General features: G+C 70.3%; 15 protein-coding genes. 9 read left to right on the plus strand and 6 right to left on the minus strand.

Going from position 1 to position 14041, the window contains the following annotated elements:
* The first annotated feature begins 32 nt into the window (after positions 1–32).
* Genes ACPXBU_RS04045 through ACPXBU_RS04055 form a run of 3 tightly spaced genes read left to right on the plus strand, consistent with a single transcriptional unit; the run spans position 33 to position 2801 of the window.
* A complete protein-coding gene (locus ACPXBU_RS04045; RefSeq protein ID WP_393373552.1) occupies positions 33–1187 on the plus strand; it encodes a site-2 protease family protein in 1155 nt (384 codons plus the stop codon).
* Positions 1184–2182 carry a tRNA (adenine-N1)-methyltransferase gene (locus tag ACPXBU_RS04050; RefSeq protein ID WP_393373554.1) on the plus strand — a complete coding sequence of 333 codons (999 nt, stop codon included), beginning with the start codon at positions 1184–1186 and terminating at the stop codon, positions 2180–2182. The genes ACPXBU_RS04045 and ACPXBU_RS04050 overlap by 4 nt, the downstream gene beginning before the upstream one ends.
* Before the next feature lie 46 nt (positions 2183–2228).
* Positions 2229–2801, plus strand: a complete 573-nt coding sequence (locus ACPXBU_RS04055) for a hypothetical protein (RefSeq protein ID WP_355029057.1) — start codon at positions 2229–2231, stop codon at positions 2799–2801.
* A gap of 52 nt (positions 2802–2853) precedes the next feature.
* Here the strand turns inward: ACPXBU_RS04055 and ACPXBU_RS04060 are convergent, their stop codons facing one another.
* On the minus strand, positions 2854–3147 hold the full coding sequence (locus ACPXBU_RS04060; protein ID WP_357254249.1) for a ferredoxin: 294 nt from the start codon (positions 3145–3147) through the stop codon (positions 2854–2856).
* Between the two features lie 178 nt (positions 3148–3325).
* Here ACPXBU_RS04060 and arc point away from each other — a divergent pair, with 178 nt between their 5' ends.
* From arc to prcA, 6 genes are all read left to right on the plus strand, one after another.
* Entirely contained in the window at positions 3326–5110 is a 1785-nt protein-coding gene (arc, locus tag ACPXBU_RS04065; protein ID WP_393373558.1) for a proteasome ATPase, read from the plus strand.
* A gap of 330 nt (positions 5111–5440) precedes the next feature.
* Positions 5441–6958 (plus strand): depupylase/deamidase Dop, encoded by a 1518-nt coding sequence (dop, locus tag ACPXBU_RS04070; RefSeq protein ID WP_425756477.1) that lies wholly within the window; start codon positions 5441–5443, stop codon positions 6956–6958.
* Positions 6959–7062: 104 nt separating this feature from the next.
* Positions 7063–7278, plus strand: a complete 216-nt coding sequence (locus ACPXBU_RS04075; protein WP_088948111.1) for a ubiquitin-like protein Pup — start codon at positions 7063–7065, stop codon at positions 7276–7278.
* A gap of 6 nt (positions 7279–7284) precedes the next feature.
* On the plus strand, positions 7285–7956 hold the full coding sequence (locus ACPXBU_RS04080; RefSeq protein WP_425756479.1) for an endonuclease VII domain-containing protein: 672 nt from the start codon (positions 7285–7287) through the stop codon (positions 7954–7956).
* Positions 7875–8714 carry a proteasome subunit beta gene (gene prcB, locus ACPXBU_RS04085; protein ID WP_393373564.1) on the plus strand — a complete coding sequence of 280 codons (840 nt, stop codon included), beginning with the start codon at positions 7875–7877 and terminating at the stop codon, positions 8712–8714. The genes ACPXBU_RS04080 and prcB overlap by 82 nt, the downstream gene beginning before the upstream one ends.
* A gap of 61 nt (positions 8715–8775) precedes the next feature.
* The gene (prcA, locus tag ACPXBU_RS04090; protein ID WP_425756480.1) at positions 8776–9603 is read left to right on the plus strand and encodes a proteasome subunit alpha; all 828 of its coding nucleotides are present in this window, start codon (positions 8776–8778) and stop codon (positions 9601–9603) included.
* Positions 9604–9737: 134 nt separating this feature from the next.
* On the opposite strand, the gene ACPXBU_RS04095 is transcribed toward prcA, so the two are convergent.
* From ACPXBU_RS04095 to rfbB, 5 genes are read right to left on the minus strand one after another with little or no spacing between them, the layout of a single operon-like run.
* Positions 9738–11048 (minus strand): lipopolysaccharide biosynthesis protein, encoded by a 1311-nt coding sequence (locus tag ACPXBU_RS04095; protein WP_393373569.1) that lies wholly within the window; start codon positions 11046–11048, stop codon positions 9738–9740.
* The gene (locus ACPXBU_RS04100) at positions 11045–11746 is read right to left on the minus strand and encodes a glycosyltransferase family 2 protein (protein ID WP_393317807.1); all 702 of its coding nucleotides are present in this window, start codon (positions 11744–11746) and stop codon (positions 11045–11047) included. The genes ACPXBU_RS04095 and ACPXBU_RS04100 overlap by 4 nt, the downstream gene beginning before the upstream one ends.
* A complete protein-coding gene (locus tag ACPXBU_RS04105) occupies positions 11739–12110 on the minus strand; it encodes a DUF2304 domain-containing protein (protein WP_425756482.1) in 372 nt (123 codons plus the stop codon). The genes ACPXBU_RS04100 and ACPXBU_RS04105 overlap by 8 nt, the downstream gene beginning before the upstream one ends.
* Entirely contained in the window at positions 12107–12994 is an 888-nt protein-coding gene (gene rfbD / locus ACPXBU_RS04110) for a dTDP-4-dehydrorhamnose reductase (protein ID WP_425756484.1), read from the minus strand. The genes ACPXBU_RS04105 and rfbD overlap by 4 nt, the downstream gene beginning before the upstream one ends.
* Positions 12991–13992 (minus strand): dTDP-glucose 4,6-dehydratase, encoded by a 1002-nt coding sequence (rfbB, locus tag ACPXBU_RS04115; RefSeq protein WP_425756486.1) that lies wholly within the window; start codon positions 13990–13992, stop codon positions 12991–12993. Before rfbB ends, rfbD begins: the two co-directional genes overlap by 4 nt.
* Positions 13993–14041 lie beyond the last annotated feature (49 nt).

Here is a 14041-nt window from a genome sequence, read left to right on the forward strand (position 1 = left end):
CCCGTACGGCGACGGTCCGTAGCATCGTGGCGATGGAGCAGACATCCCGGCCGCCGCGCCGACCCGACCGGCGTCTCGGCCTGAACGTCGGCCGGGTGTTCGGGGTGCCGCTGCACCTCAACGGCTCCATGGTCCTGTTCGCGGTGCTCATCGCCGTCCTGTACGCCGAATTCGCCCGCCGACAGCTCGACCTGCCGCAGCTCAGCGGCTACCTGATCGGCTTCGGGTTCGTGGTGTCGTTGCTCGGCTCGGTGCTGCTGCACGAGCTGGGCCACGCCCTCACCGCCCGCCGGTACGGCATCGGTGTGCGCGGAATCACCCTGGAGCTGCTCGGCGGCTACACCGAGATGGACCGCGACGCCCCGTCCCCCCGCGTCGACCTGCTGGTCTCGCTGGCCGGCCCGGCGGTGTCCGCGGTGCTCGGCGTCCTCGCGGTCGCCGCCACCCTCGCCCTGCCCGAGCGGACGGTGGCACACCAACTCGCCTTCCAACTCGCGGTCAGCAACGTCATCGTCGCGCTGTTCAACAGTCTGCCCGGGCTGCCGCTCGACGGCGGCCGGGCGCTGCGCGCCGCCGTGTGGGGGCTGACCCACGACCGGCACCTCGGCACCGAGGTCGCCGGCTGGGCCGGCCGGATCGTCGCGGTCGCCACCGCCGCCCTGGTCGGGCTCCTCACCGTGGCCGACTACCTGTCGCCGCTGGCGCTGCCGCTGATGCTGCTGGTCGCCGTCACCCTGTGGCGGGGCGCCGGGCAGGCCATCCGGGCCGCCCGGGTCAGCCGCCGGTTCCCGCTGATCGACCTCTCTGAGCTGGCCCGCCCGGTCTGGCCGGTGGCCACCGGAACACCCCTGGCCGAGGCCCAGCGTCGACGCGCCGAAGGCGGCCAGCCCGCCTCGGCCCTGCTGGTCACCGACTCCACCGGACGGCCGGTGGCGCTCGTCGACCCGGCCGCCGCCGACGCGGTGCCCGTCGACCGCCGACCATGGCTGGCCGTGGACGCCGTCGCCCGAGCACTGGGCACACTTCCCGCGCTGGCCGTCGGCTGGGACGGCGAGCGGGTGATGGAGGCCGTACAGACCCACCCGGGCGCGCAGTACGTGGTGACGTCAGGCGAAGATGTCGTCGGCATTCTGCACATCGCGGACCTTGCACAGCTCCTCGAACCCAACCGGAAGATGACACCGTGACCGCAACTCCCTCCACCGTCGGAGCCGACCCCACCACCCCGGCGCTGACACCCGTGCACCGTGGGCCGTTCCGGCCCGGCGACCGGGTTCAGCTGACCGACCCCAAGGGGCGGATGCACACCGTGACGCTGGAGCCCGGCAAGGAGTTCCACACCCACCGCGGCATCCTGGCGCACGACACGCTGATCGGGCTCCCCGACGGCAGCGTCGTGACCACCGCCGGTGGCGGCACCGCGTTCCTCGCGCTGCGGCCCCTCCTGTCGGACTATGTGCTGTCCATGCCGCGCGGCGCGCAGGTGATCTACCCGAAGGACTCGGCGCAGATCGTCGCGATGGGTGACATCTTCCCCGGCGCGAAGGTCCTCGAGGCCGGCGCCGGCTCCGGCGCGCTGAGCTGCTCCCTGCTACGGGCCGTCGGCACCGAGGGTGAGCTGCACTCGTTCGAGCTGCGCGACGACTTCGCCCAGATCGCCAAGCGCAACGTCGAGGCGTTCTTCAACGGTCCGCACCCGTCGTGGCACCTGCACGTCGGCGACGTCGCGCAGTGCCAGGAGACCGGCTTCGACCGGATCATCCTGGACATGCTGACCCCCTGGGAAACCCTCGACATGGTCGAGCGGGCGCTGGTCCCCGGCGGAGTGTTCATCGGCTACGTCGCCACCACGCCGCAGCTGTCCGAGCTGGTGGAGGCGCTCCGCGAGCGCGGCGGCTGGACCGAGCCGCGCGCCTGGGAGTCCCTGGTGCGCGACTGGCACGCCGAGGGCCTCGCCGTCCGGCCCGACCACCGGATGATCGCGCACACCGCGTTCCTGGTGTCCGCCCGCAAGCTGGCCCCCGGGGTCACCGCGCCGCCGCGTCGCCGCAAGCCCAGCAAGGGCACCGAGGCGTACGCGCAGCGCCGCCAGGATCTGCGCGCGGCGGAGGCGGCCCGCCAGGCCGCCGCCCTGGCCGCGGACGCGCAGTCCGACGGTACGGGGGAGATGGACAGGCCGTGACCATCGAGCTGGCCGGCGGCATCGCCGAGCAGGGGGAGGCGCTGGTATGAGCCGACCGGGCTACGGCGGCGGTGACCTCCCCGCGGTCTTTCCCGACTGGTCGCCCTACCAGGATCTGGAATCGGCGGCGCGGGCCTATCTGCGTGACCCGGACGTCGCCCTGGAGGCGCTCGGCGGCGTGCTGCGCGGCGCGTCGGTGCTCGGCTTCACCCTGGAACGCTTCGTCAACGAGGTCAACGGCGTGTGGCAGGAGGTCGTCGTCTGCGACGGCAGCCGACTGATCCTCTGGCACGGCGAGGACGTGCCGCCGGAGGAGGGCCCACCGGGCTCGATGACCTCGTCGTTGCGGGTCGTGCCGGTCTCCACCGTCACCGAGGTCGGCTGCCGGAGGCGGCTCAACCGCGCCGACAGCGGCGAGATCAGGGTCGACAGCATCGACGTCTACCTGCTGCTCACCTCACTGGACGAGGCGCCACCGAGCGAGGAGATGGTGGGCACCCCACGGCACGACGCGCTGCGCTTCGGCAAGACCCTCGACGACGGCGGGGCCGGGCAGATCGCCCGGTTGGAGGAATTCGCGCGGCTGGTCGCCTCGGTGGTCGGCCGACCGATGCTCTGAGACGTGACCCATCCGGACCCGGCCGGGCCACGTGGCCCGGCCGGCGGGTGGCTCAGTCTTCCTCGGCGTCCGGACCGGCGACCTCGACGCCGTCGCCGCGCACCACGTGAATGCAGTCGCCCGGGCACTCCTTCGCGGAGTCGATCACCTCGAGCCGCAGGTGCTCGGGCACGTCGACGCGGCTGCCCGGCGCCGCCAGCAGCTCACCGTCGGCGCCCTTGACGTACGCCAGACCGTCGATGTCGAACTCGAAAACCTCCGGTGCGTACTGCACGCAGAGCCCATCACCCGTGCACAGATCCTGGTCCACCCAGACCTGTAGCTGATCGGTCGCGACCTCGGTCACCGGCGCACCCCCCATGTTCTCCCGTCCTACACTCCGACGGTACCCGAACGCCGGTAACCGCCCGTCAGGCCACCCTTGGCGATCAAGGTTCGGTGACGAGGGTGTTGCGTGGGACCGAATCGGCCTCATAGCGGCTAGTGTTAGGGCAGAACGTTCAAGCCCCCCGGGGAGGTGGGACGTGGCAGCACGCAGCGACGACGCGGACTCGCGCGCCGCACGGTGGGAGAAGGAAGCCCACGATCTCTCCACGCAGGTCGCGTTCCTTCAGGAGGAACTCGCTCTGGTGCGGCGTAAGTTGACCGAAAGCCCCCGACACGTCCGGCAGCTCGAAGAGCGGCTGGCGGCCACCCAGGCACAGTTGGCGCGGCTGACCGAGAACAACGACCGGCTGGTGAGCACCCTCAAGGAGGCTCGCACGCAGATCGTGACGCTCAAGGAGGAGATCGACCGGCTCGCGCAACCGCCGAGTGGCTATGGCGTCTTCCTGGCAAAGCACGACGACGGCTCGGTGGACGTCTTCACCGGCGGTCGCAAGCTACGGGTCGCGGTCTCACCCTCGCTGGACGTGGGTGACCTGCTCCGTGGCCAGGAGGTCCTGCTCAACGACGCGCTCAACATCGTCGACGCGTTCGGCTATGAGCGGGTCGGCGAGGTCGTGATGCTCAAGGAGATCCTGGAGGGACCCAACGGCGGGCCGGGTGACCGGGCGCTCGTGGTCTCACACTCCGACGAGGAGCGCATCGTGCACCTCGCCGAGACCCTCATCGGCTCCGCGATCCGGGCCGGCGACTCGCTCATGATCGAGCCCCGCTCGGCGTACGCGTACGAGCGGATCCCGAAGAGTGAGGTCGAGGAGCTGGTCCTGGAGGAGGTGCCCGACGTCGACTACGGCGACATCGGTGGCCTTCAGTCGCAGATCGAACAGATCCGCGACGCGGTGGAGTTGCCCTTCCTGCACGCGGACCTGTTCCGTGAGCACCAGCTCCGCCCGCCCAAGGGCATCCTGCTCTACGGCCCGCCCGGCTGTGGCAAGACGCTCATCGCCAAGGCGGTGGCCAACTCGCTGGCCAAGAAGATCGCCGAACGGCAGGGCAAGGAGAAGCACACGAGCTTCTTCCTCAACATCAAGGGCCCCGAGCTGCTCAACAAGTACGTCGGCGAGACCGAGCGCCACATCCGGCTGATCTTCCAACGGGCACGGGAGAAGGCCGGCGAGGGCACCCCGGTGATCGTGTTCTTCGACGAGATGGACTCGATCTTCCGGACCCGTGGCTCCGGTGTCTCCTCCGATGTGGAGAACACCATCGTCCCGCAGCTGCTCAGCGAGATCGACGGCGTGGAGGGGCTGGAGAACGTCATCGTCATCGGCGCCTCCAACCGGGAAGACATGATCGACCCGGCGATCCTGCGCCCCGGTCGTCTCGACGTGAAAATCAAGATCGAGCGACCGGACGCCGAAGCGGCAAAGGACATCTTCTCCAAGTACATCCTCTCCGGGCTGCCCCTGCACCCGGACGACCTGGCCGAGCACGGGGCCGACCCCCAGGCCACCGTCGCGGCCATGATCGACGCCGTGGTGCTGCGGATGTACTCGGAGACCGAGGAAAACCGCTTCCTCGAAGTCACCTACGCCAACGGGGACAAGGAAGTCCTCTACTTCAAGGACTTCAACTCCGGCGCGATGATCCAGAACATCGTCGACCGGAGCAAGAAGATGGCCATCAAGGAGTTCCTCACCTCCGGCCGCAAGGGGCTGCGACTGCAGCACCTGCTCGACGCCTGCGTCGACGAGTTCCGCGAGAACGAGGACCTCCCCAACACCACGAACCCCGACGACTGGGCGCGCATCTCCGGCAAGAAGGGCGAGCGGATCGTCTACATCCGCACGCTCGTCTCCGGTGGCAAGGGCGCCGAGGCCGGCCGGTCCATCGAGACCGCCAGCAACACCGGCCAGTACCTCTGACCGCCAGCGGCGGCACCGGACCTCGTCCGGTGCCGCCGCTGCGTGCGTCCCACCAGCGCGTCCGGGCCCCGCGATCCGGCCGCGCCACCCCCGCGGCACACCGTGGCTCGTCGTGGCCGACCCGGGCCCTCAGCAGGCCATCGACGCACATCCACGGGATCAACGGCCGCCGTACGCCGGCCGCGCGTGCTGCCCACCCGGACCCGCCACGGCACGGTAGCCGCGCCGCGCCGACCGGCAGGGCCGCGCGGTAGGCCACCGCGCAGACTAGTCTCGATGGTGTGAGCGGCGGGTACGCCGGCTCCAGGGGCGAGCGAAGCGAGTGGTCGCATGACGGTACGTCGGATCATGGGCACCGAAGTCGAGTACGGCATCTCCGTGCCCGGACAGGCCGGAGCCAACCCGATGGTCACCTCATCACAGGTGGTCAACGCCTACGGGGCACGCCCCGAGCTCAACCGGGGTGGTCGAGCCCGCTGGGATTACGAGGAAGAGTCGCCGCTGCGCGACGCCCGCGGATTCACCTACTCCGGGGCCGCCTACGACCCCGCCGAGGCCCTCGCGGACGAGGACCTCGGCCTCGCCAACGTGATACTCACCAACGGGGCCCGTCTCTACGTCGACCACGCCCACCCCGAATACTCCACCCCGGAGGTCACCACCCCCCGCGACATCGTGCGCTGGGACAAGGCCGGTGAGCGGGTGATGGCCGAGGCGTCCCGCCGGGCCGCCACCATCCCGGGCAGCCAGCCGATCCGCCTCTACAAGAACAACACCGACAACAAGGGCGCCAGCTACGGCGCCCACGAAAACTACCTGATGCGCCGGCAGACCCCGTTCGCCGACATCGTGTCGTACCTGACGCCGTTCTTCGTCACCCGCCAGATCGTCTGCGGCGCGGGCCGGGTCGGCATCGGCCAGGACGGCGGTCAGAGCGGCTTCCAGATCTCCCAGCGCGCCGACTTCTTCGAGGTCGAGGTGGGCCTGGAGACCACCCTCAAGCGGCCCATCATCAACACCCGCGACGAGCCGCACGCCGACGCCGACAAGTACCGCCGCCTGCACGTGATCATCGGCGACGCCAACCTCTCCGAGATCTCCACCTACCTCAAGGTCGGCACCACGGCGCTGATCCTCAACATGATCGAGGAGAAGGCGCTCGGCGCCGACCTCGGCATCGCCGACCCGGTCAGCGAGTTGCGGGCGGTCAGCCACGATCCCGGCCTGGCACACCTCATGCGACTGCGCGACGGTCGCCGGCTCACCGCACTGGACCTGCAATGGGCGTACCTGGAACGGGCCCGGTCCTTTGTCGACGACCGCTACGGCACCGACGCCGACGAGCAGACCGTCGACGTGCTCGACCGCTGGGAGAGCGTGCTGGACCGGCTCGGCCGGGACCCGATGCTCTGCGCCGACGAGCTGGACTGGGTGGCCAAGCTGCGGCTGCTCGAGGGTTACCGGGAGCGCGAGAAGCTCGGCTGGGGCTCGCACAAGCTGCAACTCGTCGACCTGCAGTATTCCGACGTCCGGCCGGAGAAGGGCCTCTACCACCGCCTGGTCACCCGAAAGGCGATGAAGACGCTGCTCACCGACGACGAGACGCGCACCGCGATGACCGAGCCGCCGGAGGACACCCGGGCCTACTTCCGGGGCCGCTGCCTGGCCCAGTACGCGTCCGAGGTCGTCGCCGCGAGCTGGGACTCGGTGATCTTCGACGTGGGCCGCGAGTCGCTCGTCCGGGTGCCGATGATGGAGCCGGAGCGGGGCACGCGGGCGCATGTCGGAGCGTTGTTCGACCGCTGCGCCAGCGCGAAGGATCTGCTGGAGACGTTGACCGGCGGCTGAACGCACGTCCTAATGCCCGCCGCGTGCCGCAAGCCGGCGCGCGGCGGGCTTTTCGTCGCCCGCGCGAGGTAAGTTCATCGCAGACGATCGTGGAGGAGGCAGCAATGGCCACTCATGACAGCGGCGGCCAGTCGCAGTCCGGCAAGTCCCGTCAGGGCGAGGAAATCGAGGACGTCACCACCGAGGCCAACCCCGAGGTGGCCGAGCGGCACGCCGAGATCACCGAGGACGTCGACGACCTCCTCGACGAGATCGACTCCGTCCTCGAAGAAAACGCAGAGGAGTTCGTGAGGGGTTATGTACAAAAAGGAGGTGAATAAAGGCATATGTCCGTTTTGCCGGGCTCCCCGGACAAGGCGTGCCCGCAGTGCAAGAGGGTGCTGCCCAGCACGGACTTCCACCGAGACCGTCGCCGGGTAGACGGTCTCGCCTTCTACTGCAAAGCCTGTGCCGCTCTCCGGTCCGCGGCGAGCCGGCGTAAGCGGGGCATCGCCCCGCAGCGACGGTCGCCCACACCGGTCGGCGAGGGTCTCAAGTGGTGTCCGGACTGCGAGGAGATCAAGCCGCTGGAGGATTTCCCCACCACCACGACCAGGGCCAGCGGCCGGCACAGCTACTGCGAACCCTGCCATAATGCCCGTGGCAAGGAGACCGCTCAGCGGCTGTACGGGGGTAACCGCGAGTACCACCTGCGGCGGCGGTACGGCGTCGGGGAGAAGGAGTTTCAGGAGCTCCTGGCCGAGCAGGGCGGGGTCTGCGCGATCTGCGGCGGCGCGGACCCGCAACATCTGGACCACGATCATCGCACCGGATGGGTGCGCGGGATACTCTGCTTCAACTGCAACGGTGGTCTTGGCCAGTTCCGTGACAGTCCCATGAGGCTGGCCAGGGCATTCACGTACCTGAGAGGAACCACGTGGCAGCGGGCTTTGATCCATCCGGGCGTCTACCAGATGTGTTCACCAACGCGGGGACGTCCTCCTTCACGACGTTCCTGAGTCGGGTGGCCCCCGAGATGCTGCCCGGCCGGCGGCCGTTGCCGCCGGGCATGGCAGCGGACCTGGCGCCGCACGCGACCACCATCGTGGCCATCTCGGCCGCCGGTGGCGTCGTGATGGCCGGCGACCGGCGGGCCACCATGGGCAACCTGATCGCCCAGCGTGACATCGAGAAGGTGCACCCGGCCGACGCGTACTCCCTGGTGGGTATCGCCGGCACGGCGGGCATCGGGATCGAGCTGATGCGACTGTTCCAGGTGGAGCTGGAGCACTACGAGAAGATCGAGGGCGCGATGCTCTCGCTCGACGGCAAGGCCAACCGGTTGGCGTCGATGATCCGCGGCAACCTGGGCGCGGCCATGCAGGGCCTGGCCGTGGTGCCGCTGTTCGCCGGCTTCGACCTGGCCGCCGCCGATCCGGCGCGGGCCGGTCGGATCTTCAGCTTCGACGTGACCGGCGGTCCGTACGAGGAGACCGGCTACGACGCGATCGGCTCCGGCTCGCTGTTCGCGAAGTCGGCGCTGAAGAAGCGGTTCCGCGCCGGAGTGTCGATCGACGACGCCACCCGTCTCGCGGTCGAGGCGCTGTACGACGCGGCCGACGACGACACCGCGACCGGCGGACCGGATCTGACCCGTCGGATCTATCCGGTGGTGATGACCGCTACCGCCGAGGGCACCCGCCGGTTGACCGACGCCGAGACGGCGGCGATCGCCGAGGGCGTGGTCGCCGGTCGGATGGAGAACCCGGGCGGTTGAGCCCCGTCCACCCCCACCAGTCAGCAGTCGTCAGCACCGCGCCGTAAGGAGAACCGCCGCCGTGGCCATGCAGTTCTACGCCTCGCCCGAACAGATCATGCGCGACCGCTCCGAGTTGGCCCGCAAGGGCATCGCTCGGGGGCGCAGCGCGGTGGTCCTCAGCTATTCCGGCGGGGTGCTCTTCGTCGCGGAGAACCTCTCCAGCGCCCTGCACAAGGTCAGCGAGATCTACGACCGGATCGGGTTCGCCGCGGTCGGTCGGTACAACGAGTTCGAGAATCTGCGCCGGGCCGGCGTGCGGATGGCCGACCTGAACGGGCTCAGCTACGACCGGCGTGATGTCACCGGGCGGGCCCTGGCCAACGCGTTCGCGCAGACGCTCGGTGCGATCTTCACCGAGCAGTCGAAGCCGTTCGAGGTGGAGATCTGCGTGGCGGAGGTCGGGGCGACCGCGGACGATGACGAGTTGTACCGGTTGACGTACGACGGCTCGGTCAACGACGAGCCGGGGCGGATGGCCATGGGTGGCCAGGCCGAGGCGATCACCGGTGTGTTGAAGTCCCAGCACCGTGCGGACATGTCCCTCGCCGAGGCGGCCCGGGTGGCGGTGCGGGCGTTGAGCACGGTTGGTGGTGAGGGTGGCGCGGCCCGGACGATCGCCGCCAACCAGTTGGAGGTGGCGGTGTTGGACCGTCACCGGGTGGGGCGTACGTTCCGCCGGATCACCGGTGCGGCGCTGACCGCGTTGCTGGACGGCGACGTGTCGGCCGAGCAGCCGGCGGAGGCGGGTGGCCCGGACACTCCGGCGCAGCCCACCACCGAGTCGCACAAGCCGACGACGTCGGCGGCGTCCGCGGACCTGGAGGACAAGCCGGCGGACGGCAAGTAACACCTGTCGGATTGCGGTGGGCGGCCGGGTGTCAGGGCCGCCCACCGCAGCATGTCCAGCGCCTGCGGTGTGGCCGGGTCATCCCCGCGCGCCGTGGGTCGGTCCGACCACGATGCGCGGGGGTGCGGCCCGGATCAGACCCCTCCGGTCACTCCCGGCGCGGCGGCCTCGAAGGCCGGGGCGTGGGTGGGTGCTGCCGGGCGGGTGGCGCGGGTGCGCAGCAGCACGGCCATCACGGCGGCGACCACGACGGAGCCGATGGCGTAGCCGAGCTCGACTCGCAGCGCGGTGGAGACCGGGGCGAGCGTCGCGACGACGAGGGCGGCCACGCCGATGGCCCAGGCGAGTGCCTGTGCCCGGTGCCGGTTGAGGGCCAGCAGCGCCTGGCCGAGCACCATCGCCCACAGGTAGGCGAGGGTGGCGACGGCGAGCCACGCGAAGTCGGCGTGGCCGAGGACGCCGGGAGCGTCGAACAGGATCTGCACCAGCCGTGGGCCGAGGAGCACGGCGAGGACGGCGCCGGTGAGGCCGAGCGCGCTGACGATGCCCAGGGCGCGGCGCAGCAGGCTGTGGAACCCGGTGAGGTCGCCGGTGCTGGCCGAGGTGGAGAGGCCGGGCAGCAGCGATGCCTGCAACGAGGCGAAGACGAACAGCGGGATCCGGACCAGCACCAGCGCGGAGAGCAGCGCGCCGGCGGTCGCCTCGTCGGATGGGTCCAGCACCTTGACGTTGATCACGCCGATGTTGACCACGACCTGGGCGAGCAGGCTGGAGGCGGTGAGGAGGCCGAGGCCCCTCAGCAGGGTCGCCCAGGCGACGGGGGTGCCGCCGCCGACGGCGCGCAGGACCGGTGGTGCGGTGAGGATGGCGCCGGCGACGGGAGCGATGACGAGCACCGCGCCGTACCAGACGGGGTTGGTGACGCCGTTGAGGCCGAGGACGGTGACGAGCACGATCCGCAGACCGCCGTCGATGCCGAGTTGGGTGCCGTACCAGGGGAACAGTTGCAGGCCGGAGAGGATGCCGCGGGTGGTGTGGGCGACGGCGAGTCCGGCCAGCGCGCCGATCAGGACGGTGACCATGGTGCCGTCGCCGGCGAAGAGCCGGTCGGCGAGCGTCTCCCGGAAGACGATGATCAGCGCGACCACGGCGGCGAGCAGGCCTGCGGCCAGGGCCGCCCCCCGGGCCAGTACCGGCCCGGGGGGGAGGCCCTGGCTGTGCCGTGCGGCGACGAGTCGGGCGACCTCCTGCTCGACAGGCATGAACAGGCCGATGCCGAGGGTGAAGACGATCGTCCAGAGCACGGAGAGGGAGTTGTAGTCCGCCTCGGTGAGACTGTGCCCGGCGACCGCCAGGTGGACGTAGGAGGCGAGCCCCAGCAGGGCGAGGCCGGCGCCGACGGCGACGGTGCCCGGTGGGACCAGACTCAGGAGCCGGCGGATCACCGGCGAATGAGCGCCAACGTGAGGACGGCGAACGCGCGGCCGAGGTAGATCATGGCCTTGGCGGGGGAGTGGCTGGGGGTGCCCGCCATCCGCTTGCGCATGGCGACCGGCACCTGGCGGATGGTGTAGCCGCGTCGGGCCGTGTGCACGAGCGTCTCCACGGTGTCGCCCAGGTATTCGACCGGGTACCAGGTGGCGAACATGTCGATCACTCGACGGTTGGCGGCCCGGAACCCGGAGGTGGTGTCGGTGAGCTTGGTGCGTGCGACGCGGGACAGCACGCCGGAGAGCATGACCATGGCCCAGCGGCGGGGGCCGCGGACGTTGTAGTCACCCTCGCCGGCGAACCGGGCGCCGATCACCAGGTCGGTCTCGTCGAGCAGGTCGACGAGCTTCGGCACGTACCGGGGGTCGTGTTGGCCGTCCGCGTCGATCTGGATGGCGACGTCGTAGTCGTGGTCGCGCGCGTAGCGGTAGCCCACCCGCATGGCGCCGCCGACGCCGAGGTTGTACGGCAGTTTCGCGACGAGGGCGCCGGCGGCGGCGGCGACCGCCGCGGTGCGGTCGGTGGAGCCGTCGTCGATGACGATCACGTCGACGCCGGGCAGCTCGCCGCGAACCTCGCCGACCACGTCGGCGATCGAGCCGGACTCGTTGAGCGCCGGGATGATGATCAGGACCCGCTTGCCGTTAACCATCGGTGCGCACCAGTTCGTCTCGGGCCGCCCGGTCCGCCTCGATCTCGGTGCGGAGCAGGGCGAAGTCTTCTGCCAACGTGCGGGTCTCTTCTTCCAGGGCGCTGACCTCCCAACTGAGGTGCACGCACACCAGCAGCAGGAAGATGATGCCGAGGAAGAGCACCAGGCTCACACCGGAGGCGACGCCGAGCAGTTCGGCGACGTTGTCCAGCAGGCGGGGGAAGAGCGACAGGGGGATGACGATCACCAGCACGCCGAGCCAGAGCATGCCGTACTTCTCGCGAAGCTGTCGACGGCGCAACAGCTCGACGATCGTGGCGAGCAATATCAGGCCGGTCAAGCCGGTGACGAGGGTGAGCTTCATGCGACCTTCCACGGAGCGGGCGGAGCGGGGGAGGCGAACGCGTCGGCCAGGGTGGTGTGCCAGTCCGGCAGCGACGGCAGGCCCGCGGCCGCCCAGCGGCTGTGCGCTAGCACACTGTACGCCGGGCGGGGAGCAGGAAGAGGATACCGGTCGCTGGTGGTGGGTCGGATCCGGTCCGGGTCCAGACCGGCCAGGGCGAACGTGGCGCGGGCGAGCCCGTACTTGGTCGTCTGGCCGGCGCAGGTGCTGTGGTAGATGCCGGGAGCGGCCCGGCCCTCCAGGGCGGCGTCGGCGAGTGCGACGAGCCGCTCGGCGAGCGGGTAGGACCAGGTGGGCTGGCCGTGCTGGTCGTCGACCACGCTGATCTGTTCCCGCTGGCCGGCGAGCCGGAGCATGGTGGCCACGAAGTTCGGCCCGTGCGCGCCGTACAGCCAGGCGGTGCGGACCACGTAGCCGTGGTCGGGCAGCAGCCGGGCGACGGCCTGCTCGCCGACCAGCTTGCCCCGGCCGTACGCGTTGATTGGTGCGGTGGGCGCGTCCTCCGGGTAGGGGGTGTGCGCGTCGCCGGAGAAGACGTAGTCGGTGGAGACCTGGATCAGCCGCGCGCCGCTGGCGGCACACGCCGACGCGAGATTCTCCACGCCGGTGCCGTTGATGGCGGTGGCCGCCGCCTCGTTGGTCTCGGCGCCGTCGACATTCGTCCACGCCGCCGCGTTGATCACGATGTCGTGTTCGGCGACGGCCGCCCGGACGGTGGTGGGGTCGGTGATGTCCAGGTCGGCGCGGCCGGCGGCAGTCACCTTGAGGTCGGGCCGGGTGTGCAGCACGGTGACCAGGTCCCGGCCGAGCATCCCGCCGGCGCCGGTGACGAGTAGCCGGGTCATGCGGTGGGTGTGGTCTTGAGGGGTTCCCACCAGGTGCGGTTGTCGCGGTACCAGGTGACGGTGTCGGCGAGGCCGGCGTCGAGGGTGATGCTGGGGGTGTAGCCGAGCTCGTTGTGGATTTTGGTGATGTCGAGGGAGTAGCGGCGGTCGTGGCCCTTGCGGTCGGTGACGGGGATGACGCGGTCCCAGTCGGCGTCGCAGGCGTCGAGGAGCCGGCCGGTGAGTTCCTTGTTCGTCAGCTCGGTGCCGCCGCCGATGTTGTAGACCTCTCCGGCGCGGCCCTTCTGCTGGACCAGGGCGATGCCGCGGCAGTGGTCGTGCACGTGCAGCCAGTCGCGGATGTTGGCGCCGTCGCCGTAGAGGGGGACGGTGCCGCCGTCGAGGAGGTTGGTGACGAACAGGGGGATGACTTTTTCGGGGAACTGGTAGGGGCCGTAGTTGTTGGAGCAGCGGGTGACGACGACGTCCATGCCGTGGGTGCGGTGGTAGGACAGGGCGAGCAGGTCGGAGCCGGCCTTGGATGCCGAGTAGGGGGAGTTCGGCGCGAGGGGCCAGGTTTCGGTCCAGGAGCCTTCGTCGATGGAGCCGTAGACCTCGTCGGTGGAGACGTGCACGAAGCGGCTGGTGCGGTGGCGCAGGGCGGCGTCGAGCAGGGTTTGGGTGCCGAGCACGTTCGTGGTGACGAACGGGGCGGCGCCTTCGATGGAGCGGTCGACGTGTGATTCGGCGGCGAAGTGCACGATCACGTCGTGGTCGGCGACGACCTCGTCGACGATTGTCGGGTCGCAGATGTCGCCCTGGACGAACCGCAGTCGCGGGTCGTCGCGGACGGGGTCGAGGTTGGCCAGGTTGCCCGAGTAGGTCAGTTTGTCGAGCACGGTCACGACCGCCGGCTCGAGTGGCGGCACGCCGTCGGCACTGCCGAGGGGCTTGCCCAGCAGCAGGCGAACGTACTCCGACCCGATGAATCCGGCTCCGCCGGTGACGAGGATCCTCACGGGTCGGGAAGTGTACGCGAAGTTGGGTGCGCCAGGCGGGGCGCGACCC

The sequence above is a fragment of the Micromonospora sp. DT231 genome (assembly GCF_049847025.1).
Taxonomy (GTDB): Bacteria; Actinomycetota; Actinomycetes; order Mycobacteriales; family Micromonosporaceae; genus Micromonospora.

Excerpts from the sequence above, each read along its gene's own strand:
- ACPXBU_RS04045 (WP_393373552.1), top strand. The coding sequence starts at position 33 with ATGGAGCAGACATCCCGGCCGCCGCGCCGACCCGACCGGCGTCTCGGC.
- ACPXBU_RS04055 (WP_355029057.1), top strand. The coding sequence starts at position 2,229 with ATGAGCCGACCGGGCTACGGCGGCGGTGACCTCCCCGCGGTCTTTCCC.
- dop (WP_425756477.1), top strand. The coding sequence starts at position 5,441 with ATGACGGTACGTCGGATCATGGGCACCGAAGTCGAGTACGGCATCTCC.
- ACPXBU_RS04075 (WP_088948111.1), top strand. The coding sequence starts at position 7,063 with ATGGCCACTCATGACAGCGGCGGCCAGTCGCAGTCCGGCAAGTCCCGT.
- ACPXBU_RS04080 (WP_425756479.1), top strand. The coding sequence starts at position 7,285 with ATGTCCGTTTTGCCGGGCTCCCCGGACAAGGCGTGCCCGCAGTGCAAG.
- ACPXBU_RS04100 (WP_393317807.1), bottom strand. The coding sequence starts at position 11,746 with ATGGTTAACGGCAAGCGGGTCCTGATCATCATCCCGGCGCTCAACGAG.
- ACPXBU_RS04105 (WP_425756482.1), bottom strand. The coding sequence starts at position 12,110 with ATGAAGCTCACCCTCGTCACCGGCTTGACCGGCCTGATATTGCTCGCC.
- rfbD (WP_425756484.1), bottom strand. The coding sequence starts at position 12,994 with ATGACCCGGCTACTCGTCACCGGCGCCGGCGGGATGCTCGGCCGGGAC.